The organism is Leptolyngbya sp. FACHB-671 (assembly GCF_014695745.1).
GTDB lineage: Bacteria > Cyanobacteriota > Cyanobacteriia > Elainellales > Elainellaceae > JAAUTN01.
Genome location: NZ_JACJOV010000133.1, coordinates 104,327 through 129,897, shown reverse-complemented (window position 1 = coordinate 129,897; position 25,571 = coordinate 104,327). Strand labels below are relative to the sequence as shown.

Annotated in this window: 22 protein-coding genes and 1 pseudogene; 10 read left to right on the top strand and 13 right to left on the bottom strand. The window is 47.7% G+C overall.

The features are described 5' to 3' along the window. Together H6F93_RS20450 and H6F93_RS20445 are read right to left on the bottom strand one after the other, a co-directional pair. Positions 1-113, bottom strand: a pseudogene (locus H6F93_RS20450) (photosystem II q(b) protein); the annotation flags it as partial. 163 nt (positions 114-276) lie between these two features. Further along, on the bottom strand, positions 277-627 hold the full coding sequence (locus H6F93_RS20445) for a histidine triad nucleotide-binding protein (RefSeq protein ID WP_190644114.1): 351 nt from the start codon (positions 625-627) through the stop codon (positions 277-279). A gap of 115 nt (positions 628-742) precedes the next feature. Between H6F93_RS20445 and H6F93_RS20440 the strand changes: the two genes are divergently transcribed. Continuing rightward, positions 743-2,269, top strand: a complete 1,527-nt coding sequence (locus H6F93_RS20440; RefSeq protein ID WP_190684575.1) for a YifB family Mg chelatase-like AAA ATPase — start codon at positions 743-745, stop codon at positions 2,267-2,269. Between the two features lie 146 nt (positions 2,270-2,415). Here the strand turns inward: H6F93_RS20440 and H6F93_RS20435 are convergent, their stop codons facing one another. The 4 genes from H6F93_RS20435 to H6F93_RS20420 form a co-directional block, all read right to left on the bottom strand. After that, on the bottom strand, positions 2,416-4,071 hold the full coding sequence (locus H6F93_RS20435; protein ID WP_190644086.1) for an alpha-amylase family glycosyl hydrolase: 1,656 nt from the start codon (positions 4,069-4,071) through the stop codon (positions 2,416-2,418). Between the two features lie 185 nt (positions 4,072-4,256). Then, a complete protein-coding gene (locus H6F93_RS20430; protein WP_190684572.1) occupies positions 4,257-4,631 on the bottom strand; it encodes a DUF1823 family protein in 375 nt (124 codons plus the stop codon). Positions 4,632-4,731: 100 nt separating this feature from the next. Next, complete coding sequence (locus tag H6F93_RS20425; RefSeq protein WP_190644084.1) at positions 4,732-5,508, bottom strand: PspA/IM30 family protein; 777 nt, start codon at positions 5,506-5,508, stop codon at positions 4,732-4,734. A gap of 297 nt (positions 5,509-5,805) precedes the next feature. Next, positions 5,806-8,748, bottom strand: coding sequence for an ELWxxDGT repeat protein (locus H6F93_RS20420; protein ID WP_206755752.1), 2,943 nt, complete (start codon positions 8,746-8,748; stop codon positions 5,806-5,808). A 450-nt stretch (positions 8,749-9,198) separates the two neighbouring features. Here H6F93_RS20420 and H6F93_RS20415 point away from each other — a divergent pair, with 450 nt between their 5' ends. After that, complete coding sequence (locus H6F93_RS20415) at positions 9,199-9,822, top strand: DNA-3-methyladenine glycosylase family protein (RefSeq protein ID WP_190684565.1); 624 nt, start codon at positions 9,199-9,201, stop codon at positions 9,820-9,822. Positions 9,823-9,867: 45 nt separating this feature from the next. Here the strand turns inward: H6F93_RS20415 and H6F93_RS20410 are convergent, their stop codons facing one another. The 4 genes from H6F93_RS20410 to H6F93_RS20395 all read right to left on the bottom strand — a co-directional run bounded on the left by H6F93_RS20410 (position 9,868) and on the right by H6F93_RS20395 (position 15,365). Further along, a complete protein-coding gene (locus H6F93_RS20410; RefSeq protein WP_190684562.1) occupies positions 9,868-10,581 on the bottom strand; it encodes an SH3 domain-containing protein in 714 nt (237 codons plus the stop codon). A gap of 124 nt (positions 10,582-10,705) precedes the next feature. Beyond that, positions 10,706-12,664 carry a mechanosensitive ion channel family protein gene (locus H6F93_RS20405; RefSeq protein ID WP_190684559.1) on the bottom strand — a complete coding sequence of 653 codons (1,959 nt, stop codon included), beginning with the start codon at positions 12,662-12,664 and terminating at the stop codon, positions 10,706-10,708. 311 nt (positions 12,665-12,975) lie between these two features. Further along, on the bottom strand, positions 12,976-14,682 hold the full coding sequence (ftsY, locus tag H6F93_RS20400) for a signal recognition particle-docking protein FtsY (RefSeq protein WP_190684553.1): 1,707 nt from the start codon (positions 14,680-14,682) through the stop codon (positions 12,976-12,978). A gap of 158 nt (positions 14,683-14,840) precedes the next feature. Beyond that, complete coding sequence (locus tag H6F93_RS20395; protein ID WP_190684550.1) at positions 14,841-15,365, bottom strand: hypothetical protein; 525 nt, start codon at positions 15,363-15,365, stop codon at positions 14,841-14,843. 35 nt (positions 15,366-15,400) lie between these two features. On the opposite strand from H6F93_RS20395, the gene H6F93_RS20390 reads away from it, so the two are divergent. Then, positions 15,401-16,333: a histone deacetylase family protein gene (locus H6F93_RS20390; protein WP_190644077.1), complete on the top strand. Its 933-nt coding sequence runs from the start codon at positions 15,401-15,403 to the stop codon at positions 16,331-16,333. Here H6F93_RS20390 and H6F93_RS20385 read toward each other — a convergent pair. After that, positions 16,314-16,922 (bottom strand): DUF2721 domain-containing protein, encoded by a 609-nt coding sequence (locus H6F93_RS20385; RefSeq protein ID WP_190644076.1) that lies wholly within the window; start codon positions 16,920-16,922, stop codon positions 16,314-16,316. The genes H6F93_RS20390 and H6F93_RS20385 overlap by 20 nt on opposite strands. 937 nt (positions 16,923-17,859) lie before the next feature. Here H6F93_RS20385 and dnaN point away from each other — a divergent pair. The 7 genes from dnaN (at position 17,860) to H6F93_RS20350 (ending at position 24,282) form a co-directional block, all read left to right on the top strand. Further along, positions 17,860-19,044 carry a DNA polymerase III subunit beta gene (dnaN, locus tag H6F93_RS20380; protein WP_190684546.1) on the top strand — a complete coding sequence of 395 codons (1,185 nt, stop codon included), beginning with the start codon at positions 17,860-17,862 and terminating at the stop codon, positions 19,042-19,044. Positions 19,045-19,051: 7 nt separating this feature from the next. Next, complete coding sequence (locus H6F93_RS20375) at positions 19,052-19,681, top strand: type I restriction endonuclease subunit R (protein WP_190684543.1); 630 nt, start codon at positions 19,052-19,054, stop codon at positions 19,679-19,681. 127 nt (positions 19,682-19,808) lie between these two features. Beyond that, positions 19,809-21,101 carry an AmpG family muropeptide MFS transporter gene (locus H6F93_RS20370; RefSeq protein WP_524537981.1) on the top strand — a complete coding sequence of 431 codons (1,293 nt, stop codon included), beginning with the start codon at positions 19,809-19,811 and terminating at the stop codon, positions 21,099-21,101. Positions 21,102-21,169: 68 nt separating this feature from the next. Next, the gene (locus tag H6F93_RS20365; RefSeq protein WP_190644073.1) at positions 21,170-21,397 is read left to right on the top strand and encodes a DUF8624 family small hydrophobic protein; all 228 of its coding nucleotides are present in this window, start codon (positions 21,170-21,172) and stop codon (positions 21,395-21,397) included. Positions 21,398-21,415: 18 nt separating this feature from the next. Further along, positions 21,416-21,907 carry a GNAT family N-acetyltransferase gene (locus H6F93_RS20360; protein ID WP_347277335.1) on the top strand — a complete coding sequence of 164 codons (492 nt, stop codon included), beginning with the start codon at positions 21,416-21,418 and terminating at the stop codon, positions 21,905-21,907. A gap of 158 nt (positions 21,908-22,065) precedes the next feature. Next, positions 22,066-22,767: a hypothetical protein gene (locus H6F93_RS20355; RefSeq protein ID WP_199313850.1), complete on the top strand. Its 702-nt coding sequence runs from the start codon at positions 22,066-22,068 to the stop codon at positions 22,765-22,767. 87 nt (positions 22,768-22,854) lie between these two features. Beyond that, positions 22,855-24,282: a phosphoglucomutase/phosphomannomutase family protein gene (locus H6F93_RS20350; protein WP_190684515.1), complete on the top strand. Its 1,428-nt coding sequence runs from the start codon at positions 22,855-22,857 to the stop codon at positions 24,280-24,282. 111 nt (positions 24,283-24,393) lie between these two features. Here H6F93_RS20350 and H6F93_RS20345 read toward each other — a convergent pair whose 3' ends face one another. Together H6F93_RS20345 and H6F93_RS20340 are read right to left on the bottom strand one after the other, a co-directional pair. Then, entirely contained in the window at positions 24,394-24,732 is a 339-nt protein-coding gene (locus H6F93_RS20345) for a YkvA family protein (protein ID WP_190644071.1), read from the bottom strand. Positions 24,733-24,961: 229 nt separating this feature from the next. Next, entirely contained in the window at positions 24,962-25,429 is a 468-nt protein-coding gene (locus H6F93_RS20340; protein ID WP_190684512.1) for a rhodanese-like domain-containing protein, read from the bottom strand. Positions 25,430-25,571 lie beyond the last annotated feature (142 nt).

The window sequence follows — 25,571 nt, the reverse complement described above, 5'->3', positions numbered from 1 at the left end:
ATCATCAGAACGCCGAACCAGCCTACGTACAGGCGGTTGTCGGTGCTGGTTACCCAGTTGCAGAACTGCTCCCACAGTGATGCGCTCTCGCGCCGCTGTAGAGTCGTTGTCATGATTAATGAGTGCTTGGTTTACAAGATGTATTGGGTCGGTTTTCTCGACCTGTACATAACTTAAGGCTTTTGTTGAAATTTGTAAAGCTTTTCATGATTAGTTACTCATTTCTCAACAATTGCCTAAGGTAACGCTCTGCAAAGAGCCCAATTTCAGCAGTTCTCAGCCGGGAGGCCAAGTCATCTGCCGTCCTCCCAAAATGTGCAGATGCAGGTGATCAACGGTCTGCCCTCCGTCTTCACCGTTATTGATCACCACTCGATAACCGTTGGTTAATCCAGCTTGCTCTGCAACTCGCTTTACAGTTAGCAACAAGTGCCCCATCAGTGCGTGGTCTGAAGATTCTGCATCCGACAAGTGTGGAATCGGCTGTTTGGGAATCACCAGAATGTGAACCGGAGCTTGCGAGTTGATATCTCGAAAGGCGATCGCCAACTCGTCCTCATAGAGAATGTCGGCTGGAATTTCCCGCTTGATGATCTTGCTGAAAATAGTTTCTTGAATTTCGCTCATTTTGGTTACAAAAACTACTTGCTGAAATTCTAAAGGCTTATGCCGACATGAAAAATTGTTCTACCAACAAAAATTAAGGGCACTCTACCGGGTAGCCGCAGTGGATGAAATTTGTATGCTTGCCAGAATTTGGAGTGCCTCCTTGATTGGCATTGATGCTGTCAAAGTTGGCGTTGAAGTTGACATCGCAGGTGGACTGCCAGGAATCGTCGTTGTTGGCTTACCCGATATTGCTGTGCAGGAATCGAAGGAAAGGGTAAAAGCCGCCCTTAAAAACGCAGGCTATGCCTTCCCAATGCGAAGAATTGTAATCAACCTGACTCCTGCTGACTTACGCAAAGAAGGGCCCAGCTTTGACTTGCCTGTTAGCATTGGCATCCTAGCGGCTTCTGAGCAGGTTAACGCTCAGTTACTAGAAGACTATTTATTTTTAGGCGAGGTTTCCTTAGATGGAGGACTTCGTTCTGTTGCAGGGGTGCTGGCGATCGCTGCCGCCGCTCAACGTTTAGGCATCAAAGGACTAGTCGTACCAGCCGACAACGCCCGCGAAGCGGCTGTTGTCAAAGGGTTGGCAGTTTACGGATTCAAGCACGTTTCAGAAGTAGCCGATTTTTTGAATGAGCCAGAACGTTACGAACCGCTACAAGTAGATGGGCTAGCAGAATTGACGCGATCGCACTTCTGCGGTCTAGATTTAAAAGACGTAAAAGGACAGGCTCATGCCCGTCGCGCCTTGGAGATTGCCGCTGCTGGCGGGCACAACTTGATATTTGTTGGTCCTCCTGGCAGCGGCAAAACTATGCTCGCTAGACGGCTACCCGGTATCTTGCCACCTCTCTCATTTAGCGAGGCACTAGAAGTTACTCAAATTCACTCAGTTGCAGGATTATTGAAAGATAGGGGATCTTTGGTCAGCGATCGCCCCTTTCGCAGTCCCCACCACTCTGCCTCTGGACCTTCACTCGTTGGCGGCGGTAGCTTTCCTCGTCCTGGTGAAATCTCCCTAGCGCACAGGGGAGTGCTTTTCCTAGACGAGTTAACAGAATTTAAAAGAGATGTTTTAGAATTTCTGCGTCAACCGCTTGAAGATGGTTACGTTACAATCTCACGGACTCGTCAATCGGTGTCTTTTCCGGCTCAGTTTACCCTGGTTGCCAGTACTAATCCCTGCCCTTGTGGTTATTTTGGTGACACAATTCAACCCTGCACCTGCAAGCCAAAAGCAAGAGAGCAATATTGGGCAAGGCTTTCAGGTCCACTAATGGACAGGATTGACCTGCAGGTAGCCGTCAACCGTTTGAAGCCAGAAGAAATTACCCAACAGCCAATTGGCGAAGACTCTGTTTCAGTGAGAAAAAGGGTGCAGGTAGCACGCGATCGCGCCCGCACCCGATTTCAGAACGATACCCCGCGCTGCAACTCAGATATGCAGAGCAGCCACTTGAGACAATGGTGTCTGTTAGATAATGCAACTCGCACCTTGTTAGAAGGAGCAATCCGAAAACTCGGGCTATCTGCCAGAGCTACCGATCGCATCCTTAAAGTTGCTCGAACTATTGCAGATTTGGCAGGCGACGAAAATTTGCAGACTCATCATGTAGCCGAAGCAGTTCAATACCGCACCATAGATCGGATGCAGTAGAGATGCAATCAACCACGTCTCCATTAACTCCGTTGCGTTTCCATTAACTCCGTTGCGTTTCCATTAATCCCTTCCCAGCTAAAGATTAGGTACTAAAAGATTCAGGGATGCATCCCTGAATCTTTTAGTGGAAAAGGAGTAAATTACTACTGTTGCCAGACAAATACCTTCGCCTCATATTCTGGCAAGTCAATCATGATGTTGTTATCGCCCGCCTCAATATCATAATCTCCCGTCCATTCATGCCAAGTACCATTTTCTGGGAAATTTTCAATTCGATAGCCTGCCAAGTATTGGTCTGAGAAGTTTGCTACGACAACGACTCTTGACCCCTCATCGTTCCAACGAACGTAAGCTAGAACTTTACCCTCTGGATCTTCATGAAAGAAGTTAATGTTCTCGGTATAAAGTGCATGACTCTCTTTACGCAGGGAAATCAAGCCCTTGTAGTACTCGAATAATCCTCGATTCAAGTCATTCTCTAACAAAGACCATTCGATTTTATTCTGCTCAATTGTTTTAGGCTTATACTCCCCAAATTCTTCACCCATCCAAATCATCGGCACACCCATTGCCGTCATGAGCATCACTGCACCCAGCTTCAGTCGCTTAAAAGCGGCTTCATCAAAAATATCGCGGTCTGCCAATTCCACCATCAGGTGATTGTGGTCATGATTGGTTAAATAGTTAACTACATTAGTAGCCCCCAAGAAGCCTTGACGCTTAGCATCTAATGCATCTTTGAGACGCTCTAAATCGAAAGTTTCTCCACTGATATGTTCCAGAATGCAGTGATAGAAGCTTTCATGCCAACAGCCATCCATTGGGCCATCAACACCTGTAATATCTGTTGTTTCAGGAATATGTTCAGCAATGTTATAGAACGGTTTTGCTCCCGCAGCTTGCTTAGTTTCCTGCACAATCCAATGCATGAAGTCGTAGTTTGCAATCTGCCGAGCCGCATCATAACGAATGCCATCAATGTGATATTCCTCAATCCAAAAACGAACCGCATCACCGACAAAACGACGAGCAGGATGGGTTTCTAGATTTTCGTCATAATGCTCGTAGTTAAATTCTGGTCCCCAGTTATTATCTGGGTCACGTGGCTCATGGTGATACCAATAATCATGGTCAATTTGAGTGAGTGGACTCTCTGCTTCAGAGTGATTAAAAATGCCGTCCATGAGAACACGAATACCGTGAGCATGGCATTCATCAATTAGATTCTTTAGCTCGGCCGTAGAACCATAGCTAGATTCTGTTGCAAAAAAATAACGGGGGTTGTAACCCCAGCTATAGTCACCTGGATATTCTTTAACAGGCATCAGTTCAATTGCATTGACACCTAATTCGCATAGGTAATCCAGCTTTTCGATGACGTGCTTATACTTTCCACGAGCATAAGGGTCATCCTCTCCCCCTGAAAAGTCACCTACGTGCATTTCATAAATTACTAATTCATGATCTGCAGGTAAGGGTTTATCATCATGTTGCCAAACATAAGTATCAACAATTCTTTCGCCGTCTTTAATAGTTAAAACACAATTTTGAGTAGGGTTATCAATATCTGTTGCATAGGGATCGTTTACATCTACCCATTGATCAGGTTCAAAGAACCAGCTTTTAGACTGTACACGAAACTTGTACTGATAAGCGCCATCTTCTAGCTCAACTTTAGTGCGAAAAAAGCCTTCTTTATCTTTTTGCATGGGTATTTCTTTCCAGTCGGAAAAAGACCCAATTAATGTTGCTGCATTGTTATAGGGTGCAAATAAACTAAATTCAATCTGGTTAGCCATAAAATTCCTTTAGGAAGAAGTCTGAACTTATTCTCTGAGGTTCAGATTCATTCAGACATCTTTCTGAGGAAATAAACTTTTATGTCTAAGGCTTTATCTCTACTTTTAGGCTGATAAAAACCATCAGAGAGTTTGATAACTAACCCTCACTAAAAGAGCGGCTTTAAATAGCGATCGCCCCTTATTCAACCTACAGTTTCTCGATCGCGCATATAGCTGAGCAACCAGTTTGCCATTGTTGCGCGTCTCGTCAGACGAGGAACTAGCTCTCCTACCTTGTACCCTTCAAACCCAAGTTGCTCCTTCAAAAGCTGCTTGTTGGGTTTGGGAATAGAGCGCGTCAACTTAACCGTAGCAGGACGGTCTTCAATAAAATTTGGTGGCTCTGGATAGTTCTCCAACCATTCAGAAGAAACTTCTGCAGCATTCCACCGCTCTGCCGTTGCATCGTACCGATAGCCCAGATAGTGCCACACGAGCTGATTAACCGTCGCATCATCTAGCGTGTCGTTTAAAATTGCCCAAATAGTATCAATGCTGAGGGGTGGCAGGTCAGACATAGTAGACAAAAGCATTTCCTAGAAGCTTAGAGCGCTAAAGAGGCTACGTCACTGGAACGTAACCTCCTAGCAAACCTTAACAGGCGAAATTAATTAGATTCTATAGCTGATCTAGCTGATTCTTTAAAGCTTCTAGCTCATCATCTACTGCTTTATCTTGAGGGGCTTGAGTCGTAGGCTCGGAGGAGGGAAGCTGCGCTTGATTTGCCGGGGCTGCAGAACCCAATAGTTGCGCCTTCATCGCGGCTAACTCATCATCCACATCGCTACCTGACTCCAGTGCAGCAAACTGACTCTCCAAGTCAGCCCCTGCCAACTCTGCCGCGGCTTGTGAGCGAGCTTCCATTTGCAGCACTTTTTCTTCCATTCGCTCAAACGCACCCATTGCGCTGCTGGTGTTGAGCGAACTCATTGTTCCTTGAAGCTGCTCATTGGCTTTGGCGGCACTAGCTCTAGCCTTGAGCATATCTTTCTTAGTTTTTGCTTCAGAAATTTTGCCTTCCAACGCAATCAGATTGCGCTTTAAGGTATCTACCGTTGAGGATTGCTGATCTAACTGTGTCTTCAGCGCTGTAGCTGTTTCAGCTTGCACCTTTCTGCGGTTGAGGGCTTCACGCGCTAAATTTTCGTCGCCTTTTTGCAGCGCTAGCTGAGCCCGCTGTTGCCAGTTGTTTGCTTCTGACTGAGCCTGGTTATGTTGCTGCTGCATTCGTTTTTGGCTGGCGATCGCACTTGCAACAGCCTGACGCAACTGTACCAGGTCCTCCTGCATGTCAATAATCGCTTGCTCCAGGATTTTTTCTGGATCTTCAGCAGAACTGACGGCGGCGTTGAGATTAGACCGGACAACCCGACTAACACGGTCAAATAACCCCATGACTCTATCTTTCCTTTTGGAATGTACAAAGTAAGTAGAAACAGGCTAATTAATGCTGGTATGACTAATCTAGCCTAGTCAAGCAGGGCTAAATGGCTCCTGCCAACAGTCTTAACAACTGCCATGTCTCCATTCTATATAGCAATTCTATTGATTCGTGACAGGATTGCTTGTAATAGATGCGTTCTATCCAGGTCCATAGCACGACGCGCAGACCTTCAAAAGAAAGGGGTAGGGTTAGAAACTTTACCTCTAACCCTACCCCTCAAATCAATTCAGGTGACTAAACTACAGTCGTTACAGTCCCCAAAGCTCAATGCCGTTTCCTTCTTGCTCGTTGATTACACCGTCGCCATTCGCATCAGAGCTATTATCAGCTCGGAAGAACAATCTGCCACTGATGTTGGTTAAGGCTTCTGGATTTGAGCCGATAGCACCTGGAATAATATCGGAGACAAGTTCTGCTCTTGGGTTAGAGCTCTCAGGGTTATATCTCCACAATTCAGTCCCACTATTGCCGTCGTTAGCCGTGAAGTAGAGAACTCCATTGACATCAATCAAATTACTTGGATTGAACTCAATGGAGTCAATACTGGTCTTTGCTGTAGTTCCTGTAGCAGTTCCGTTGGTACTCCAAATCTCCCGATCATCAACTCCATCAATAACTTCCTTGGTAGCAGAGAAATAGAGAGTGCCGTTCACATTGACCAGGCTACTAGGGTTAGCTCCACCGTCAACGTTAGTTAACTGAGTTAACGCGTCAGCCCTTGCCGTATCAATGCTCCAAAGCTGCTCCCTAAAGTTGCCATCAACTGCCGTGAAATAAAGCTGACTGCCAACCGCAGTCAGACTTGCAGCTTCCGAATCAGACGTAGTTGGTGAGCCAAACTCTGTGACTCTGACTGGAATACCGCTAGCACCAATCTTCCAGATTTCTAGTCCATTTGCATCTGTAAACGCTGTAAAGTAAAGCCCGGTATCGTTAACAACGGTTAAATTTTCAGGGAAAGAACCGGTATTGCCTTCCGTAATCTCTAGAAGTTGAGGAGCCGTGCTGCCAGGATCAAGACGGTATAGCTCCCTTCCTGTTGCCCTAGTGGTAGCTGTGAAGAAGAGTGTACCATTCACATTGGTCAAGTTGTCGGGAGAAGAGCTAACTGGTTGTCCTGTTTCCAATGTTGCCAAATCTGCAACTTGGACAGTTCCCGCTTCAGTACCGTCGCTCTTCCATAGCTCAAAGTTGTTGCCCTGGTCAGAAGCCACAAAATAGAGCGTATCGCCAACTGCTGTCAGCGAGCTGGGCAAAGAAGAACCTCCTACTAGAGTGTTGATGTTTTTGACCAATACAGTTCCGGCTGCGGTGCCATCACTCTTCCATAGCTCAGTGCCATTAACTCCGTCATCGGCTGCAAAATAGAGGGTGCCGTTGACATTGGTGAGACCAGAAATATCGATTTCTGTTGCTCCTGGTTTGATTACTCTTACTTTTGCCGTAGTTTGTACAGTACCAAGGCGTGAGGAGATGACTCCTTCACTCTTCCAAAGGGCATAGCCTTCTCCGTCGTTAGCAATGAAGTAAAGAGAACCATTTACATCAGTAAATTCTCGAGGGTCAGAACTGCCTGCCCCAAACAGAATATCTCTGGTGATACTAGGAACTGTGCCACCTGGAGCAGTGTAAGCACTGAGATCGTAGAAGCTGGCTTGACCTTCTACACCAGGTCTAACAGCGAGGTAGTAAGTGCCATCCTGGAAAGTGCCTCCAATCGTTTCGGGAGAAGAACCCGTTCTGGTAGAAACGGAGATAACTTCCTCGTCGCCTAGATCGATAGTGCCACTGCCATTTGAGTCACTAATGACTCCATCATTGTTGCTATCTTGCAGCAGCAATAGATCAGCAGTGCCGCTTGGCAAGTTGCCGTTTGGCAGGTTGGTGAGCCTGATGCTAAGGAAAGTGCGACCGCCTGAGTTTAGGTCCACTTTGTAAAAGTCGAGCCGGTCAGCAGGGTTAATAAATTCAGGGGCACCATCCGTACCCGTTAGCGTAAACGGAGCGCGGATATTTGTACTGCTCAAGTTAAGGTTACGGGCAGTTTGAATTGTGTTTGGCGCTCTGTCTCCTGGCAGTCCCGATAATGTCAGGTTATAGGAGGAGTTGCCCGTGTTGCCAAATCGGCTAACTCGAATCAGGTAATCGCCCACAGTCAACCGCTGGTTGGTGAGGCTTTCTGCAATCCCTAGTCCACCTTGAACCGATGAAGCAACAAGGTTTTGAGGTGTAAAGGGAGCAATTGAGCCGTCATTTCGATAGAGCTGCACATCCGCGTTTAAAGTTGCATTGAAGCCATCTAACCGCAGATTAAAGTCGCTAGGGGTGTCTACCCTGAAGCTGTAAAGGTCTATATTATCCCCATCACCGAGTCCATCACTATAAGTTTGACTATCAAAAGTAAGGTCGATACTACGTGCTTTTGCAACGGTTGCCCCAGCTTCTGGACCCGTAGAGATTCCTAGTGTGTATCCAGTACGTACACCTGCCTTGGGAACAACTTGCAGGAAATAAGTAACAGGTCTAGTAGGGTCGTTGACAGGGTTACCATTGGTGAGCGGACCATTTAAAGCACGAGTAATGACTTCGCTAGCAGTACCTGCTGTAACAGACTGCTGGAGTATGTTGCCTGCACTGTCTCTTAGGTACAGGTCGGCATCGCCCCGTAGACCTCGTATGGAGGCATTAACAGTTCTGCGATCGCTCACTGTAAAACTGTAGAAGTCATTTAAGTCTGCGACTCCGACAAAATCTGTATAATCAACACGATTAACGACTCCAGTAATGTCTCCTAAAGCACGTGCCCTAGTCTGGGAATTTCCGGCATTGTCGTCAAAAGCAGATAGGGTTAAGGCATATCGAGTTGTGGTTGTTGCTTCAGGAGTAAAAACTCGAAGGTAGTAGGTCCCTGGGTCAACGGTAAGGTTAATGTTTTCTTCCCGTGTAAGAGGCTGCCTGGAAGTAGGGCGAATCACTCCACCCCTGCTGCCGTAAAGCGCAAGGTCGGCATTACCTGTCAAGCCAAAAACCCTAGCGCTAAGACTCTTACGAGTTCTAATATCGATGCGGTAGTAGTCGTTGCGGTCTGTAGGAGTGAGAGAATCTGAATATCTAGCGAAGCCTCTACTAAAAGCAACTCGCTTTGCTTCCTGTAAGGTATTCCCTGCGTCTGCCATAGCTTTAATTCTCACACGAATTTACTTGGCAATAGGTTTCCCCAGTGCAGATCAAAAACAGTCACCAATTCTTTAAATTCATTCAGGCTTCACGAATTGCTCTGACTACCGTATTTATACGAAATGGATAGTGTCAATAGATTGAAGTTGACCTAGTTATATTAATTTATATCAATTGCTAAATTCTTCTCGGCCCACTTTTGATAAAGCGTTTCAGCTAAATATGGTCGAATCTGTGTTGTAACTAGCATGATGCTAAGACAGCTATTTACTGCTCTTCTATTGCTGTGATTAATCTAGTGATGTCAGCCAACCCAACTAATTTTTAAAGGAAAAATTGACTTGTTATTCATACGATAAACTTGACAAATTTTCTACAGAATTAGGTAAGTTTAGGTATCTAGAAGTCAAGTTTTACCAATTTTGCTTTGTTACGACGAGAGCCTTAGATATAGTTTTTCAGCAATGGATTACTCAACAGCGATCGCCTTTCTCATCAAGTCTGACCCCGTTCTAGGAAAGCTGATTCAGCAGGTTGGACCCTGTCAATTGGGGGAACCCCAGCCTGAAGCAGATTTGCTATTTTCTCTCTCTAAAACAATTCTGCATCAGCAGCTTTCTACCAAAGTTGCGAATGTAATTCACGGCAGGTTTCTTCAGCTTTACGCTGAAAGATTGCCGACAGCAATGGATATTCTCAACACACCTGATGAAACGCTACGTGGAGTTGGCATTTCACGCTCTAAAATTATTTACCTCAAAGACTTAGCGCAGAAGATATTAGACGGTTTGCCTACTATGGCAGAGTTGGCAGAAATGGAAGATGAAGCCATCATTCAAACGCTCACTCAAGTTAAGGGGATTGGGCGTTGGAGTGCTCAAATGCTATTGATCTTTCGGCTAGGGAGACTTGATGTTTTACCTGTAGATGATCTGGGGGTGAGGGCTGGAATTCGAAAGCTCTATCAGCTAGATGACTTACCCACCAAAAAGATGGTGGAGTTGATGGGGCAAAAGTGGAAACCCTATGGAGCGATCGTCTCCTGGTATTTATGGCGCAGTTTAGATATGCAGGGAATTGAGGTTTAGCAACCCGGTTGAGGAGTAAATTTTGAAGTTTTGGCTGAACTTTCTCTAAGGAGAGGGGCGATCGTCTTGCTGCCAAGTTTGAGCCGTTGGCGAATCTGAACTTTGTTTCGTTAGCGCCGCTTCAAAGGTAGATTGAGCCTCTGATGATAAAGAAAATTTGAGCAAAGACAGCACGCCATTTCGGACAGATTGAGGCTGTTCATCCAGAACGGAGATGAGTAATTCTGGATTCGTTTGTGCCCATTCCATAATTGCACCGAGCGCGACTTCGGCACCTGCGCTGTCTGCTTGAAATGCATAGCGAATCAGCATATCGGCAGCGAGGCGATCGCCTTCAATTGCTTTCTCCTTCAGCAGATCAACATTACCGACGACAGTTTGAATTGCGGCGGTGTCACCACAGGAAACCGTTGTTGATCCTAAAAAGACCCAGCCTGCTGCAGGTGAATTGATTTGCAGCCAACCATTTTGAGAGCCTACTACTGTTATCTCTGTATTGTTGGGCAATTCATCCAACACCTCGCTGGACTGTTCTTCAGGATTAGAGTAAATGTTGGTGACTGGAGCGGCAGGGTCGTTGATTGACGTGACACATCCCGTAGGTTGAACTTCGTCCGTTGAATTTTCGACTGTAGTTGAGCTAGCTTGATCTGAACTCTGGTTGGAAACTGCTCTGCAATTTGTGAGGAACAGGACGATCGCAGCCCCAAACATTAGTAGAGCAACAGTCTTGAGAGTATGACGGATGTTGCTTTGCATGGCTTCTAAAGCTGAACTCTAAGCTAATGTAACCCACGTTGAAATTGCTTTTTCAAAAGCAAATTTAGGATTGCGATATTGATTTCAACGGCATGTGCAATAGGTTCAACTTTTTCACTTTATTTTAGTTGCCCACGTGAAATGGATTGGTTGGACCGGAAGAACGCGATTCGGTATGAGTAAATCCTCCGTCTGCCTTTTGTCCATCTTCACCACCATTCTGCTCCTCAGCTAATTCACCTGCAAGGCGCAAATCGCTCTTAAATACGAGCGACTGTTGAGGCACGCCAATGGCAATTCCGGCTTCATCAAGGGCTAGCTTTAGACGACGGCGATATTCTCGTGCAACATCCCACTGTTTGAGCGGCTGGGTTTTTATCCAAAGTCGTATCATTGAGCCGATATGATCAAGCTTATCTACTCCCAACAATAAAGGAGACTCCAAAATTAGAGAACGCCAATGGCGATCGTGACTCATTTCTTGAGCTACGTCATTAACTACTTTGAGCGCTTCGTCCAGGTTGGCATTGTTGGCGATCGTGATCGTTAAGTCAACGCGAGACCACTCTTTGGAGAGGTTTTGCACAATTCTGATTTCGCTATTGGGAACTGTGATCAAACGTCCTTCTTCATTTCGCAGTTGAGTAATGCGAAGGTTCATGTTTTCCACTAATCCCGCCACGTCTCCAACGATGATTACGTCTCCGACTCCATACTGGTCTTCAAATAGGATGAGAAAGCCATTGATGATGTCTTTGATCAAACTTTGTGACGCAAAAGAAATTCCTAAACCAATAATCCCGGCTCCAGCCAAGAGAGGAGCAATTTCAATTCCTACGACAGCAAGAGAGGTAACAATTCCAGAACTGACTAGAAGTACTGCAATGATGCTTTTGGCAACACGGGAAAAAGTTGAAAATCGGAGCGCTAGTCGCTGAGAAGTTTCTGCCCTAAAGCTGGTACCGCTTTGCAGAACTAAGAAAAAGCGATCGATTAAAACATCACTGATACGAATGGCAACGTAGGTACTAAACAGGATCAGCGTGATGTAGAGCGGAAATTGTATCCAATTCCAGTTGAGGATTAGGGGCTGCACCCAGCGAGTGTAAGGGAATAGCCCCAGGATTATTAGTGTGCCACCTCCCCAGATGAAAACTTGACCGAGTTGAAACAGTCGCCGCTGAATTTCGTTGAGGTTGTGCTGTTGGCGGTTGTGCATTTGCCGCTGTAACAGGGCAGTCGTCATCTCGGTTGGGTTGCCGGTATCTGCTGCCGCTGACATTTCTTGAGCATCTGCTTCTCGCCGTGCTGTAATAAAGCGATGTTTTTGCTTGGCTTGCTGCTGAAACACAGTAAGCAAAAAGCTTGCAACAATCATCACGAGTAAAATGCCACTGGCGATCGAGATCTGCTGTCTTAAAGAGTCTGGACGACGTTCTTGCTCAGCTCTAAGCAGTGCTCCTTCAATTCTTTCGGTTAGCTCGTTTGTCCAGGTTTCTAAGTCGTCAACCCCGTTTGCCTGAGCGTCTAATGCATTAACAGTCAGCAAGTAATCTTCGTTTGTCTCATTTTCGCCCGTGCCGTAGCTAGCATTAATTACAAATACTTCCTCAGCTTCTACATATTCTGAAGTGAGTTGTAGTGTAGCGGGATTAAAGTCGGCATTAACGATTTGTTTGAGTTGAGTTTCAATGCTGTTGACCCGTGCGTTAAGAGCGCTGGAGCCATTTTCTAAATCGTTAGGGTCATCTACGGTTATATCTGGAGCAGCAACTACAAACAGTTGATTTCCATCCAGGTAGACAGATTGGGTATCAATTTCTGATGTATCAGAGGGAAGTAAATCGCTAAAGTCTGGAAGCTCCAAGCTGAGACTAGGAGCAGCCAATGATGGATCTTCTGTTGGTGTCTCCGCTGGCGATGTCTCGGCTGACGGTGTCTCAGGTGTTTGAGCGTGTGTGGCTGGAGCGATCGCCCAGATCAAGAGACTCACAGCTACACTTAGCCCAAACCAGACTGTAGCGCGAATCCACCGTCCTACTCGATACCCGATTTTCTTAGATTGGTAGGTTGCAAAAGTCATTACTCATCCAAGTTGAGACACGACAGAACACAACAAGACTGTGAAGTATTGAGTAGGGGAAAGATTCAGAGAATTAGTCTGAAATCTTCTCAGCTACTTGCCACAGGTTGCAGGTGCATTCTCAAGCTCTTTAGATATACTCACAGTCTGACAAGATTGTGTCGAACTGATGACATATGTTTGCTAAATGCTAAAACATTTCAGTCTAAACAGAGCTTGTGATAGCCAAGTTTAAGCAGGGGCTTAGCGTTGCCAAGCCCGTACAGGAATCTATTGCATGTCTATTCAAATTGCTTTGAAATAGTCTTGACTCAGCCGCTAAGAAGCGCTTCGACGAACTCGTAGCTAGAAAAGGGGCGTAAGTCTTCGATGCCTTCGCCTGCTCCAATAAAGCGAATGGGTAGTCCAAGCTGCTGTACGACTGCTAAAGCGATTCCGCCTTTGGCAGTGCCATCTAGCTTGGTGAGGACGACACCGCTAAGCTGAGCTGCCTCGGAGAAGACTTCCGCCTGACGCAGTCCATTTTGCCCCAGCGTGGCATCCAGCACGAGCAGCGACTCAATTTTGGCATTCGGCGCTTTTTTGTCGATGATGCGGCGAACTTTGCTCAGCTCGTCCATCAGGTTTTTCTTGTTTTGCAAGCGACCTGCGGTGTCGATGAGCAGCAGTTCGGTGTTGCGAGATTGGGCAGCAGCGATCGCATCAAATACAACGGCAGCCGGGTCAGTGTTTTTGCCAGGGTTAGCGATCACCTCTACGTTGCTGCGATCGCCCCATACTTTAACCTGCTGCACTGCCGCAGCCCGGAAAGTATCAGCCGCAGCGATCAGACAGTTGTAGCCCGATTTTTTGGCAATATGGGCGATTTTGCCAATTGTTGTCGTTTTCCCGGCACCATTTACCCCGGTTATTAACCAGATGTTGAGTGTCTCTTTTTCGGGTGCGAAGGTGGGGGAATAGGATTTGCCTAGAGGGTTGTCCAGCATGTCGCGCAGGATTTGCTTGAGGTAAGCGATCGCCTCTGCTGGGGGCAGTGCTTCCTGGCGCAGCTTGTTTTGCAGCGACTCGATGATGTAGTCGGTCGCCACAATTCCCACATCTGCTTGAAGCAGCAGGGACTCGATCTCCATGACCGCATCCTGGTTGAGCGGTCCTTGCCCAACGATCGACCGCAGTTGATTCACCAGGTTGCGACGGGTTTTGTCCAGTCCCTGCCGCAGCCGCTTTAGCCAGGTAATCTCCTCAACTGAAATTTGCTCGGGACGGCGACCCTGGGACGCTAACACCTCGGCTGACCAGAGGAAATTTTCGTCAAATTCAATTCCAGGAAAACCGGAATCAGCGGTTTCTGGTTCTGGAGTTGCTGTTGTTGCAGCGACAGGAACAGGTTCAGGTTCTTCGATTGCTGTTGCTTTAAGTCGCTCCAAGCGTTCTTGCCGCTCTGCTTCTGCTTGCGCCCAAAAAGGCAGAGGAGCAGTGGCAGCGACTTCATCACTTGCAGGTGTTTCGGTAGAACTTTCAGGAATGCTCTCTGTGGAGGAAACTTCCGCATCAGGTTCAGCAGCAGTTTCTGCAACAAGTTCTGAGGTAGGTTCAGCAGTAGGCTCAGGAAGAGTTTCTAGAGAAGCTTCAGAAGCCGGTTCAGCCTCGTCTTCAGAAACAGGTTCAGCCGTTGGCGCTGATTCCGTTTCTGACTCAGCTATAGGAGAAACTGGCTCTGCTGGTTTAGACACAGAGTCAGATGATTCAGCGGCTTGGGGAGTTTCTGCAGAGCTAGTCTGAGCCGTTTCGGTAACGGTTGGCGGTGAAGCAGTTGTACTGGTCTGCTGGCGCTTTTGAATGTTTTGGTAAGCTGCTTTTGCCCAGTTGAGGTAGTCTGCTGACACATCTGGGGTTGAGTCCGCCTCAGCGGGTTCTGCTGATTCGGTCTCTGGCTCAGTTGAGGGAGTTTCTGCTGGCTCGGTCTGAGCATCGACACGATCGTTGTACTGCCGATTAAACCAATTGAAAGACGACATAACACCTCATGAAACCTGAACACCGTACCCACTAGGACTCCTGCGTGAATGGTAGCGCAGGCTGCCGCACCATCATCGGCGTGCCAAAAAGTGTCTACTGTTTTAACTGTAGGGAAAAATGGCTCAGGCTGTCGCTTCTCGCTAAGATTCTGTTGGGATTAGTCTTCAACTCTGAGCAGTCGCTTGAGTTGCTCGAAATTTTCAGCGCCCAAAGAGATTTTGATCTCTAGCTGCTGGAGGTCGTCTTTGAGGGTGAGAATTTGGTCTTTGCCGCTTGTGCTACGTTCGATTTGGGGGTTTGTAACGACGAGCGATCGGTAAACCTCTTCAGGGACTCCAATTTGAATCACGACTTCTTGCTGCGATCGCGGAAAAACATAAAGGCGCTGATGCAAATGATCGAGTGCCAGTTTGTGAGGGGTGGTATTGCGTTCATCCGTAGAGCCAGATTTGCGCCAGTAGAGCGTGATACCGCGCGTTTCAGCCGCATCAAAGAGAATCGTCTCGTCGAACCGCTGGGTTTCCCAGTTCAGTACGCTCAAATCTCCATTGGGAGGAATCAGGCGTTGTCGCCAGGTAACTTCCTTGCCACTCAACTCAGCCCACCATCGGCTGATCGTGGCAAAATGGCTGGCATTGTCGGGGCTGTTGCTGCCTAATTGCCAAAACGTTTCGGTTTGCATGACGGGTTTAAGTACAAGGATTGATTTTACGTTAGATGGATCTGCCGTTCGTTTATCACCCTGATTACGTTGTACCTCTGCCACCTGGACATCGGTTCCCAATGGAGAAGTTTAGGCGGCTGTACCAAACCTTGCTGGCGGATGGAGTCGCTTCTGCATCCCAATTTCATCAGCCTGAAGCCCCGCCCCAGGAATGGATCGAACTGGTGCATACACCGGAATACATTCGAGATTACTGCGAGGGAACGCTGGATGCCAAGGCTCAGCGGCGAATTGGCTTACCCTGGAGTCCGGCGCTGGTGCAGCGTACCTGCATCGCGGTGGGTGGCACAATTTTAACGGCACGACTGGCGCTAGAGCATGGGCTAGCTTGCAACACCGCAGGCGGAACCCATCACGCTTTTCCTAGCTACGGGTCAGGGTTCTGCATTTTTAATGATTTGGCGATCGCCGCCCGTGTTCTTCAGCAGCAAGGGTTAGTCCAAAAAGTCCTGATCGTAGACCTGGACGTGCATCAGGGGGACGGCACTGCATTCATTTTTCAGGACGACCCGACTGTTTTTACCTTCTCGATGCATTGCGAGGTGAATTTTCCCGGCACTAAGCAAACCAGCGACCTGGATGTGCCTTTACCCGTCGGCATGGAAGATGAGGAATATCTGCAAACCTTGGCGAAATATTTACCCGATTTGCTGTCTGGGTTTCAGCCCGACCTGGTGCTATACGACGCGGGAGTTGATCCACATTCGGGCGATCGCCTGGGCAAACTGGCTCTCAGCGACCGCGGCCTTTTTTGCCGGGAAATGCAGGTTTTGAGTACCTGTGCTGCCCAAGGCTATCCGGTCGCTTGTGTCATTGGCGGCGGCTATGGCGATGATTTTGAAGCGCTGGTCTATCGTCACTCGCTGCTGCATCGAGCCGCCAGCGAGGTGTATAGCAGTAGCGGTATTAAATCACTCCGGTTTTAGGTTTTTGTTGCCTAGAGGATTTGGTCAGTTTAGGAAGTTTGCGAGTTGTTTTTTTGGGGAGGGGCGATCGCTTCTCCAACATTTCAGGTTTGCCTTCTAGTAAAGGTGTTTCCCCTGCATTGCCTAAGCTGAGCGCCCACTGGATCTCATTCCAGAGCGATCGCTTGGCTGCATGAAGGTCTGCCAACGCCAGCGCTAATCCCAGCAGCAGCATGACCAACCCAACGATAAATAGCACTAATGCTGCTGTAATCAGCCAATCCGCATTCGCGATCGTTCTCAGGGCAACGGTCAGCCCGCTCAACACAAACATGAACAGCGCATAGTGAATCACCAAAATGCTGCGATAGGCATCCTGATATTGCTGTCGCAACTGCCGCAGTTGGTGCTTGACCTGGAGCAAGCGATCGCCCCTGAGCAAAACCGAGCCGCCCATCAGCTCAGCATATTCCTGAGTGAGCGATCGCAGTTGCCTATGAGTTGCAGTGTGGCGCACCAGCAGTCCACCCAAAATCACTACGCACGCCGACACCATCAGCGCCGAATTTAGGACTAACTGAATCAACTGATTCGTTTGCTCAAGACTCATCCTGCCCTCTCCCGTTCAACCCTGGCATCTGCATCGCAGAACCAACAACGCATGAATATAGTACAAATGTACTAAAACCAGGCTGTTTAATCAAGCTCTAAACAGCACAAGCCCAATTCTTGACATTTTTATTGGTGCAGTTTCTGGAGCAACCTCATTACTCCTGCCAAAAATCGCTTCATTTACAGGCTAAACAACAAACTTTCGCCGAAAAGTTGCTATTTTTCAGAGATCTTTCTGTACAGAGCAGAGATATTTTCCAGCCAACCTGACGAAATTCATATAGAGGTTTTTCCTAAGTCCCCTAAAGTAAACTTTTGTAGCGTTCTTAGATTAAGGAATATTAAGAGGAAAAATTCTGTGGAAAAGCACTATTTTTCTGTGGAAAACTATGGGGAAACCAGCGTGGAAAAGCCAGGGTTTAGGTGGAAATGCTAGATGAGTATAAATACTGTGTAAAACACTCTTCTCTTTTTCCACAAGTTCTCCACAAGTTAGAAACTTTCAAGATCCCTATGCTGGCGTGATCCCCTGACTTTTTCCACATTTTCCACAGGCCCTACTACTACCGATCTCTTTTTAAAGATCCGATCCGGAATCCTTTAAAGTCACGGATGAATGCTTCAGATTCGACAAATTGAAAGGTTCAATTAAAGGCGGTAAGGGTGTTAGGATCTCGTTCCAAGCAGAACTTGTCCTTGGCTTTTCAGTGTACTAGTTGAAGTACTAGCTTTTGTACAACTAAATAGTACAAAGGATCTGATCTCTAAACGCTGAACCGTTACAAAACAATCGCGAACCGTTTACTAGCCAAGCCAGCTAACTCAAGTTAAAGCGTCCAAAAGTTGAAATCTCGCAGAGCATACCCAAGTTCCTTCAATCCGTCTTTGCCCCAGCAGCCCTCAATCCGACAGCCGCAAGCATCAATTTTTCACCCATGAAACTCATTTGTGCCCAAAACGAACTTAGTTCTCACCTTTCCCTGGTTAGCCGCGCTGTTCCTTCGCGTCCCAGCCATCCCGTTTTGGCAAATGTGCTGTTGAAGGCGGATGAGGAAACTCAGCGCGTCAGTCTCACTGGATTTGACTTGAGTTTGGGAGTGCAAACTAGCTTTGCGGCACAGGTTGAGGAAGGGGGGACGCTGACCCTGCCTGCTAAGCTGCTGAGCGATATCGTTTCGCGTTTGCCCGATGGCGAAATTACTTTGGCAACTGAATCGGGTGATATGACGGCAACGTTGACCTGTGCCTTCGGGCGGTATCAGGTTCGCGGCATGGGCGCAGAAGAATATCCCGAATTGCCAACGATTGAAGATGGGGATGTGACCTATTTGCCCGTTGAATCTTTGATTGAAGGGCTGCGCGGGTCGCTGTTCTCAACGAGTGCTGATGAAACTAAGCAGGTTTTAACTGGGGTGCATTTGACGGTGGAGCCAGATAGCCTAGAGTTTGCCGCAACGGATGGGCATCGTCTTGCGGTAGTCCAAACTGTGAATGTGGAACCGGATGAAGAGCCGTCTAGCGCAGCTAAGGCAAATGGCAAAGGAACGACTGATGCAGAGGCAAAAGCCGAATTTGATGTGACGGTTCCAAGTAAAGCTCTCCGAGAACTGGAACGAATGCTGCAAGTGCATCAGGATACGGGGGCGATCGCCGTTCACTTTGACCAGGGGCAGTTAACCTTTGAGTGGGCAAATCAGCGCCTTACCAGCCGCTTACTTGAAGGACAATATCCCAACTATCGGCAACTGATTCCACGTCAGTTTTCCCGCCAACTGACGGTTGAGCGTCGCCTATTTGTTGGTGCGTTAGAGCGAATTGCAGTCCTCGCAGACCAAAAAAACAGCATTGTGAAGCTGGAAATGAACAACGCTGAGCAGGAGTTAGTTTTGTCGGTAGACGCTGCTGACGTGGGCAGTGGTCGCGAATCTGTCGCGGCTCAAATTTCTGGTGAAGACTTAGAAATCGCCTTCAACGTGAAATATCTGGTGGAAGGGTTGAAGGCTCTCAACACTACCGAAATTCAGATGCAGTTCAATACGGCAACCAGCCCATCAATTCTCACTCCTTTAGGCGGCACGAAAATGACTTACCTGGTCATGCCGGTCCAGATCCGCAGCTGAGATACAAATGGTACAGAGCCTTGCAATCAGTAACCTCACGTTGCCGGAGCTAGAGGAAAAGCAGAATCTCAAGCTAACAGATGATCCTGAGTTTTTTGCGGAGTGGCATGAAGCTCTTCCCGAGTTGAGTGATGAGGAAAAACGCTATCTGGAGCAGGTACAGCAAGAGTATTTTGATCAAACTCGAATGGGGCAAATTTCTGAAGGTTTGATCAAGCTAATAGTGGTTTCTCCTTTGTTGCATCTAGCTGGGTTCTATCGATATCCGTTTGAGGTCAGGCTGGAGGAGCCCGTACAGATTGAAGTTACAGAAGCAAATGAACTTTGGAGAGGTCGAATTGATGCGCTGGTGATCAAAGACTTTTTCTGGGTTTTGGTAGTGGAGGCAAAAAATTCGGTCTTTGGCATTGATCGCGCAATCCCTCAGGCGTTGGGATATATGCTGGCAACTCCTCACCCTGCGCGATTGACCTATGGATTGGTAACCAACGGCAGCAGTTTTGCTTTCATTAAACTCATTCAAGAACCACAGCCTCGTTATGATGTCTCGGATGTGATGCTGCTATTGCCGGGACGTAATGTGCTTCTTAAGGTGCTACAGGTGATGAAGCAGATAGGAAGAATGACTGGTGAATGATTGTAAGGGCGGCTCTTTCTGCATGGGTTGGTGCATTAGCGGGAAACAAAGACTTTTTGATAATCGCTCTATGGCAAGATGACTGAATCGGAGAGGCATTTCTCCTGTCAGGAGCCGGAGGGCGATCGTGAAGTCAGTTGATTCTTTCTTTAAGGTTTTTCAGAGCCAGCGAATGGCAGCACTGCTGTTTCTGGGATTTGCGTCAGGACTGCCGCTGTTTTTGACGAGTAGGACGCTACAGTCCTGGATGACAGTTGAGGGAGTTGATCTGGCTTCGATCGGAGCCTTTAGTTTGGTGGGGGTGCCCTATTCACTGAAGTTTCTCTGGTCACCGTTGATCGATCGCTACATGCCACCATTTTTGGGTCGCCGCCGGGGTTGGCTGGTGATTACGCAAGTGGGTTTAACACTAGCGATCGCCGCTATGGCTCTGCAAAACCCAACTCAAGCACTCCAGCTTCTTGCCGTGAATGCATTGCTGATCGCATTTCTTAGTGCCAGTCAAGATATTGCGTTTGATGCTTACCGCACCGATGTGCTGGAAGAGCGAGAAATGGGAGCAGGAGCAGCCGTTGCCGTTTTAGGGTATCGGATTGCGCTGCTGTTAACTGGTTCCCTGGCGCTTATCCTGGCAGACCGAATTCCCTGGACGGCAGTTTATCTGTGTCTGGCAGGGCTGATGGCAATTAGTATTGTTTTCTCCATTTGGGCACCGGAACCGATTTTGCGCGATCGCCCGCCATCCTCTTTGGCAGAAGCGATCAAAATGCCCTTCCTGGAATTTTTTCAGCGATCGGGGTTGTTCCAGGGTATCGCTATTCTAGTTTTCATCGTTCTCTATAAACTGGGCGATGCGCTAGTCAACAATATGTCCCTGCCATTTCTGCTGCAGGCGGGCTTTAGTCAAACTGATATTGGTGCCATCCAGGGTGGAATGGGTCTGCTGGCAACAATCGTAGGTGTGTTGGCGGGTGGTGCAGTTTTAAGCCAATTGGGAATTAACCGTTCCCTCTGGATTTTTGGTGGACTTCAGGCAGTTAGCAACCTGACTTACCTCATCCTGGCGCAAATCGGGCGAAACTATCCCTTCATGGTTGTAGCGATCAATATCGAAAACTTCTGTGCTGGCTTGGGAACCGCTGCCTTTGTGGCATTTCTGATGAGCCTTTGTAATCAGCGATTTTCGGCAACGCAGTTTGCCTTGCTGTCTAGCTTAATGGCAGTCAGCCGCGATATTTTAGTGGCTCCAGCCGGAAGGATTGTAGAACTTACAGGGTGGACAACTTTTTTCCTATTGACTCTGATTGCCGCTTTACCGGGGCTGTTGCTGTTGCCGCTGTTTGCTCCCTGGAATCCGGGTCCGTTACCAGTTCCTAGACCGGGCTTAGGAGATGTCGAGGATAGCGATCACTCAGAATGAATGGTAGTAGGATGGATGAAAGAGCTTTATAAAACTTGAGATTTTTTCTTAAAATCCCTTCACCCATCATGGCTATTTTTCGTCAATATATTGCGCCGCTTTTAGTTGTCCTGGTTTTTGTGGTTGCCCTCGTTGCCGTCAGTGCGCGAATTTTCCTGCCTTCTGACATGATGGCTCCTGCTCCCATCGAGCAACCAGAGGAGCAAGCACAAGCCGCAGACACCGAAGCTGTTGCAGATTTGCCTCCCACATTAGAAATTTTGGTGCATGGCTTGCCTGAAGCGGCTTCCTTTTAGCGTCGCTGGGTTTTAGCTGTGGCAATTCCCGCCGATTATGTGCTTTGGTCAGGTTCAGGGCTAGATCGGGCGCTGTTGGTGAAGTTTATGCAGCGCACGTATCAGGAGCTATATCCTGATCAGTCCTTTGCTCATCTTGCGCGAACCGTTGAGCAGTATTTCTCAAAGGAAACGCCGCTCTGGTGGGTTGGGCAGTCCGATGCTCATAAGCCTGAATTTGGTACGGGAACTTATGCGCGATCGCCAATTGCTTGCTTGTGGTTAGGAAACGCTATTGATCAGGTAAGAGGCGATCGCCACTCTCATATTTTCTTGCTCTACGTCTTGCCTGCTCATCGCCGCAAAGGAATTGGGTCAGCATTGATGCATCATGCGGAGGAGTGGGCAAAAGAGAGGGGCGATCGCCAAATGGGTCTACAGGTTTTTGTTGCAAATCAACCTGCGATTAGCCTTTACCAGAAACTAGGCTATACTTCCCAATCTGTATGGATGGTGAAACCTTTGATTTAACGGATGCCGGACTAACCTCGATAGGTTTCTACTAGGCGATCGCTCCATTTATTTCGTATTTTCAACCAGAGCGAGAAGGGGGAACTAAGTTGCTCAAATTGCTTCCGTTGATCTAAGGTTACTTGTTACGATTTCATTGAAATTTTAGCTAGACGTTTGTGAAAAAGTACTTAATTTTCTCTGGTATCTTGCTGGGGTTGGCGGGTTGCGGTACTGTTCCTCCCGTCAGTCCAGAAGCTTCTGTGCCAGATAGCACGCCTGCTGCTGAAGAAGTTGCTCCGTCTCCCAGTTCTACTCCTTCAGTATCCGAGACAGCTGTTTCCGATGAGCGACGCATCTCAGCCGAGGGAATTGGGCTAGCCAAATTAGGAATGACCCTGGGCGAGTTAAAGCAGGCGTTGGGAGCAGAAACCGAGTTTGTGGTTGAGTCTCCTTTTATTGCAGACTTTGATGCGATCGCCGTTCGTCAAGCTGGCGAAGTTCAGTTTTACATTCTCTATCTGCCAGGTGGAACCTTTACAGATGAGGATGTAATTCAAGGTTTAATGACTGATAATCCTAAGTTTCTCACTGGTGAATCAGTGGGTCCGGGAGTGGCGATCGCCCAAGCAGAATCAGCTTACGGTAAAGCAACGCTTTCCTATAACACGCAAAATGAAGGGCGGGAATACGTCCGTTTTGAGAATCATCCTGCCTCTAACCTTTCCTTTGGAACGGGCAACTTCAATCAGCAAACTGCTGGCGTTTATCCTTCGACAACCGCTGACTTTAACGAAACTCAAGAGTTTCAACCAACCGCTACGATTACCTCGGTATTAGTGGTTTGTCTAGCTGAGAGCTGTGTAGGTGCAGGAAATTAGTAGACGCAGCAATAGTCATCAGAGATGGCGAGTGGAGAGTCGAGCGTAAAGCGCTATATTCGACTCAGGTGAGGGAGGAAAGGCAGAATGAAGGCAGCCAACGATACAAGCCAAATTTGCTTTGGCACGGACGGCTGGCGTGGAATCATTGCGGATGATTTTACCTTTGCCAATGTGTGTAGAGTCACACGGGCGATTGCCCATTATCTAGAAACTGCCTATTCCAAATCGCGTCCTGTTTTGGTTGCCTATGACACTCGCTTCCTTGCCGATCAATTTGCCAAAACAGCAGCAGTAGTGCTGGCAGATGCAGGCTGGACAGTCAAACTGGTAGAGCGAGATTGCCCAACTCCAGCGATCGCTTACAGCGCCAAATTGCTCAACTCGGCAGGCGCGCTTATGTTCACAGCCAGCCACAACCCAGCCGTGTATTGCGGCATCAAATATATCCCTGACTATGCTGGCCCGGCTACATCAAAAATTACCGACTCGATCGTAGCTCAGCTCGATCGAGTATCGACTCGACCTCCCAGCGGCGATCGGACTGATCAGATTTCTACCTTTGACCCTAAACCTGACTACCTCCGGTTCTTATACACGCTGCTGGATATCGAGCGGATTCGCAAGGCTAATCTACAGGTCAAGTACGATGCGCTGTTCTCAACTTCGCGTGGCTATTTGGATGTCGCGTTAAGCCACTGCGGCTGTCAGACTGAAGCCTTCCACATGCAGCGAGACGTGCTGTTTGGTGGTGGCATTCCTGAACCCAAAGGCAAGCAATTGAGAGGCTTGGTGAAAGCAGTGCAGCAGGATAAGGCGGCTCTGGGAGTTGCCACTGATGGAGATAGCGATCGCTTTGGCATTGTGGATGATCAGGGAAATATTCTCACGCCCAACGCAATTTTGCTGCTGCTGACGCGCCATTTGGTTGAACAGAGGGGTAAGACGGGGGCGATCGCTCGGACGGTTGCCACAACCCATCTGCTCGATAATTTGGCGCTGAAATATGGGCTGGAGCTTTATGAAACGCCAGTCGGATTCAAGCACATCGGCGAAAAAATGCGAACTGCCAACGTGCTAATTGGCGGTGAGGAGTCAGGCGGGCTGAGCATTGCAGGACACATTCCTGAAAAGGATGGGGTACTAGCAGCCCTGCTCGTGGTGGAGGCGATCGCCTACGCAGGCAAACCGCTGAGCCAACTGGTAGAAGAGGCGATCGCGGATGCAGGAGGACCTCGTTATGAACATCGGCTCGACTTTCGTCTGAGTAATTCTCACAAAGCAGCTCTGATGGATACCTTTAGCCAGAATCCGCCAGCCGACATCGCTGGAATCAGGGTTAAGCAGATCGGTCGCAAGGATGGAATTAAACTTTATCTGGAAGATGGCAGTTGGGTATTACTGCGTCCGTCTGGTACAGAACCTTTAATGCGAGTTTATTTGGAGACGGATGATTTAGAGAAACAGGCGAGCATTGCGGCTCATCTAGAACGTCAGGTGAGTCAATCCTTTTAAGACAAATTTGGGCAAAAAAAAGGACAGAGCTTTGCCCTGTCCCCTTCATTAAGGAAAACGTTGAATCGTGTCTCTACAGAAGGTTAAATCTCAAATTTTTAGGAGGTTTGGCTACTCAACGGGGATGGCATCAACGGTAACAGGTTCTTGATCTACGCTTGAGGCGACCCGATCGCTACCTGCTGCAACTGCATCTTCGTCTTTGCGATTTCTAACCCGCTCGATCATCAATTGAGATAGCTCTGACACCAGTAGAGTCATTAGCATTACATCATCGATCTGCCCAATCACCGGGATGAAATCTGGAGCAATGTCAATGGGGCTGAAGAAGTAAGCCAGAGTTCCTAAGATGATCCACCAGCGATATTTAGGATTGCGAATGGTGCTGCGGTACCACTGATAAATCGATTGAACAAAAGATTTTTGATTGCCTGGTTGGTTGCTTGTCATAGGAAGTTCCTCCGGTTACTTCTTAATTCTGGCGAATTTGTCCCAAGAGGTCCGGTACAGATATCCGTCTGTTTTGGTCTGGAGAATCCCACCGACAAAAGTTCGAAGGCTAAATTTCCTCCATGTGCTTCTGATAAATCTGCATAAATGCACTTGATCTTCTCAGAATAAATTGTTGATTTTGAGCAAACGCTTTTGAGCAAATTCGATAGCAGTTTTTATTGTTTGACTACGGTTCGTAAGCATGAAATTTAGCATCTAAAAGTCTTCCCCAGAGCGAATTGTAAGGATGGACCTGTTGAACAATCTGTTCGTTTCGGTAAAGGGGTCTGCCTTGATTTGCCCATTGAAAGATTGATCCCTTCAAGTTGACCACATTGGAGTAGCCCGCCGCTTGTAGGCGAGAGGCGATCGCTGACGACCGATATCCGACTGAACAGTAGGTCACAATTGGCGTGTTCAAAGGGAGCCTCAAGCTCTCGAACGTTTCCAGCTTAGGATCAACTTGCCGGGCGTTAGCTAAATGACTAACCGCAAATTCTGCCGGGTTGCGCGTATCCAGCAAAATTAGCTGGGGCAAATCTGTCTGCTCTAGTCTCGCTGCCAGTTCTTCAGATTCAATTTGCCGAACTGCTGGAAACTGAGTGTGAATCATGCGCTCAAGGGCAGCCCAACTGATGCGATCGATTAAATTCATAAACCATACTCTCTAACAGCAAATCTTTAGGGAATTGATATGAATTAGTCATGCATTCAATGGCTTAAACCGAGTTAAGTAGCCAACGAAATTAGAAGCGATCGCCCTAAGTTTTGTCATGATGCAGTTGCTAGCTTTGAAG

What these genes read in the sequence shown, in the direction of transcription:
- H6F93_RS20445 (WP_190644114.1), bottom strand. Translation starts at nt 627, where the DNA reads ATGAGCGAAATTCAAGAAACTATTTTCAGCAAGATCATCAAGCGGGAA.
- H6F93_RS20440 (WP_190684575.1), top strand. Translation starts at nt 743, where the DNA reads ATGCTTGCCAGAATTTGGAGTGCCTCCTTGATTGGCATTGATGCTGTC.
- H6F93_RS20435 (WP_190644086.1), bottom strand. Translation starts at nt 4,071, where the DNA reads ATGGCTAACCAGATTGAATTTAGTTTATTTGCACCCTATAACAATGCA.
- H6F93_RS20430 (WP_190684572.1), bottom strand. Translation starts at nt 4,631, where the DNA reads ATGTCTGACCTGCCACCCCTCAGCATTGATACTATTTGGGCAATTTTA.
- H6F93_RS20425 (WP_190644084.1), bottom strand. Translation starts at nt 5,508, where the DNA reads ATGGGGTTATTTGACCGTGTTAGTCGGGTTGTCCGGTCTAATCTCAAC.
- H6F93_RS20415 (WP_190684565.1), top strand. Translation starts at nt 9,199, where the DNA reads ATGGATTACTCAACAGCGATCGCCTTTCTCATCAAGTCTGACCCCGTT.
- H6F93_RS20410 (WP_190684562.1), bottom strand. Translation starts at nt 10,581, where the DNA reads ATGCAAAGCAACATCCGTCATACTCTCAAGACTGTTGCTCTACTAATG.
- H6F93_RS20405 (WP_190684559.1), bottom strand. Translation starts at nt 12,664, where the DNA reads ATGACTTTTGCAACCTACCAATCTAAGAAAATCGGGTATCGAGTAGGA.
- ftsY (WP_190684553.1), bottom strand. Translation starts at nt 14,682, where the DNA reads ATGTCGTCTTTCAATTGGTTTAATCGGCAGTACAACGATCGTGTCGAT.
- H6F93_RS20395 (WP_190684550.1), bottom strand. Translation starts at nt 15,365, where the DNA reads ATGCAAACCGAAACGTTTTGGCAATTAGGCAGCAACAGCCCCGACAAT.
- H6F93_RS20390 (WP_190644077.1), top strand. Translation starts at nt 15,401, where the DNA reads ATGGATCTGCCGTTCGTTTATCACCCTGATTACGTTGTACCTCTGCCA.
- H6F93_RS20385 (WP_190644076.1), bottom strand. Translation starts at nt 16,922, where the DNA reads ATGAGTCTTGAGCAAACGAATCAGTTGATTCAGTTAGTCCTAAATTCG.
- dnaN (WP_190684546.1), top strand. Translation starts at nt 17,860, where the DNA reads ATGAAACTCATTTGTGCCCAAAACGAACTTAGTTCTCACCTTTCCCTG.
- H6F93_RS20375 (WP_190684543.1), top strand. Translation starts at nt 19,052, where the DNA reads ATGGTACAGAGCCTTGCAATCAGTAACCTCACGTTGCCGGAGCTAGAG.
- H6F93_RS20365 (WP_190644073.1), top strand. Translation starts at nt 21,170, where the DNA reads ATGGCTATTTTTCGTCAATATATTGCGCCGCTTTTAGTTGTCCTGGTT.
- H6F93_RS20350 (WP_190684515.1), top strand. Translation starts at nt 22,855, where the DNA reads ATGAAGGCAGCCAACGATACAAGCCAAATTTGCTTTGGCACGGACGGC.
- H6F93_RS20345 (WP_190644071.1), bottom strand. Translation starts at nt 24,732, where the DNA reads ATGACAAGCAACCAACCAGGCAATCAAAAATCTTTTGTTCAATCGATT.
- H6F93_RS20340 (WP_190684512.1), bottom strand. Translation starts at nt 25,429, where the DNA reads ATGAATTTAATCGATCGCATCAGTTGGGCTGCCCTTGAGCGCATGATT.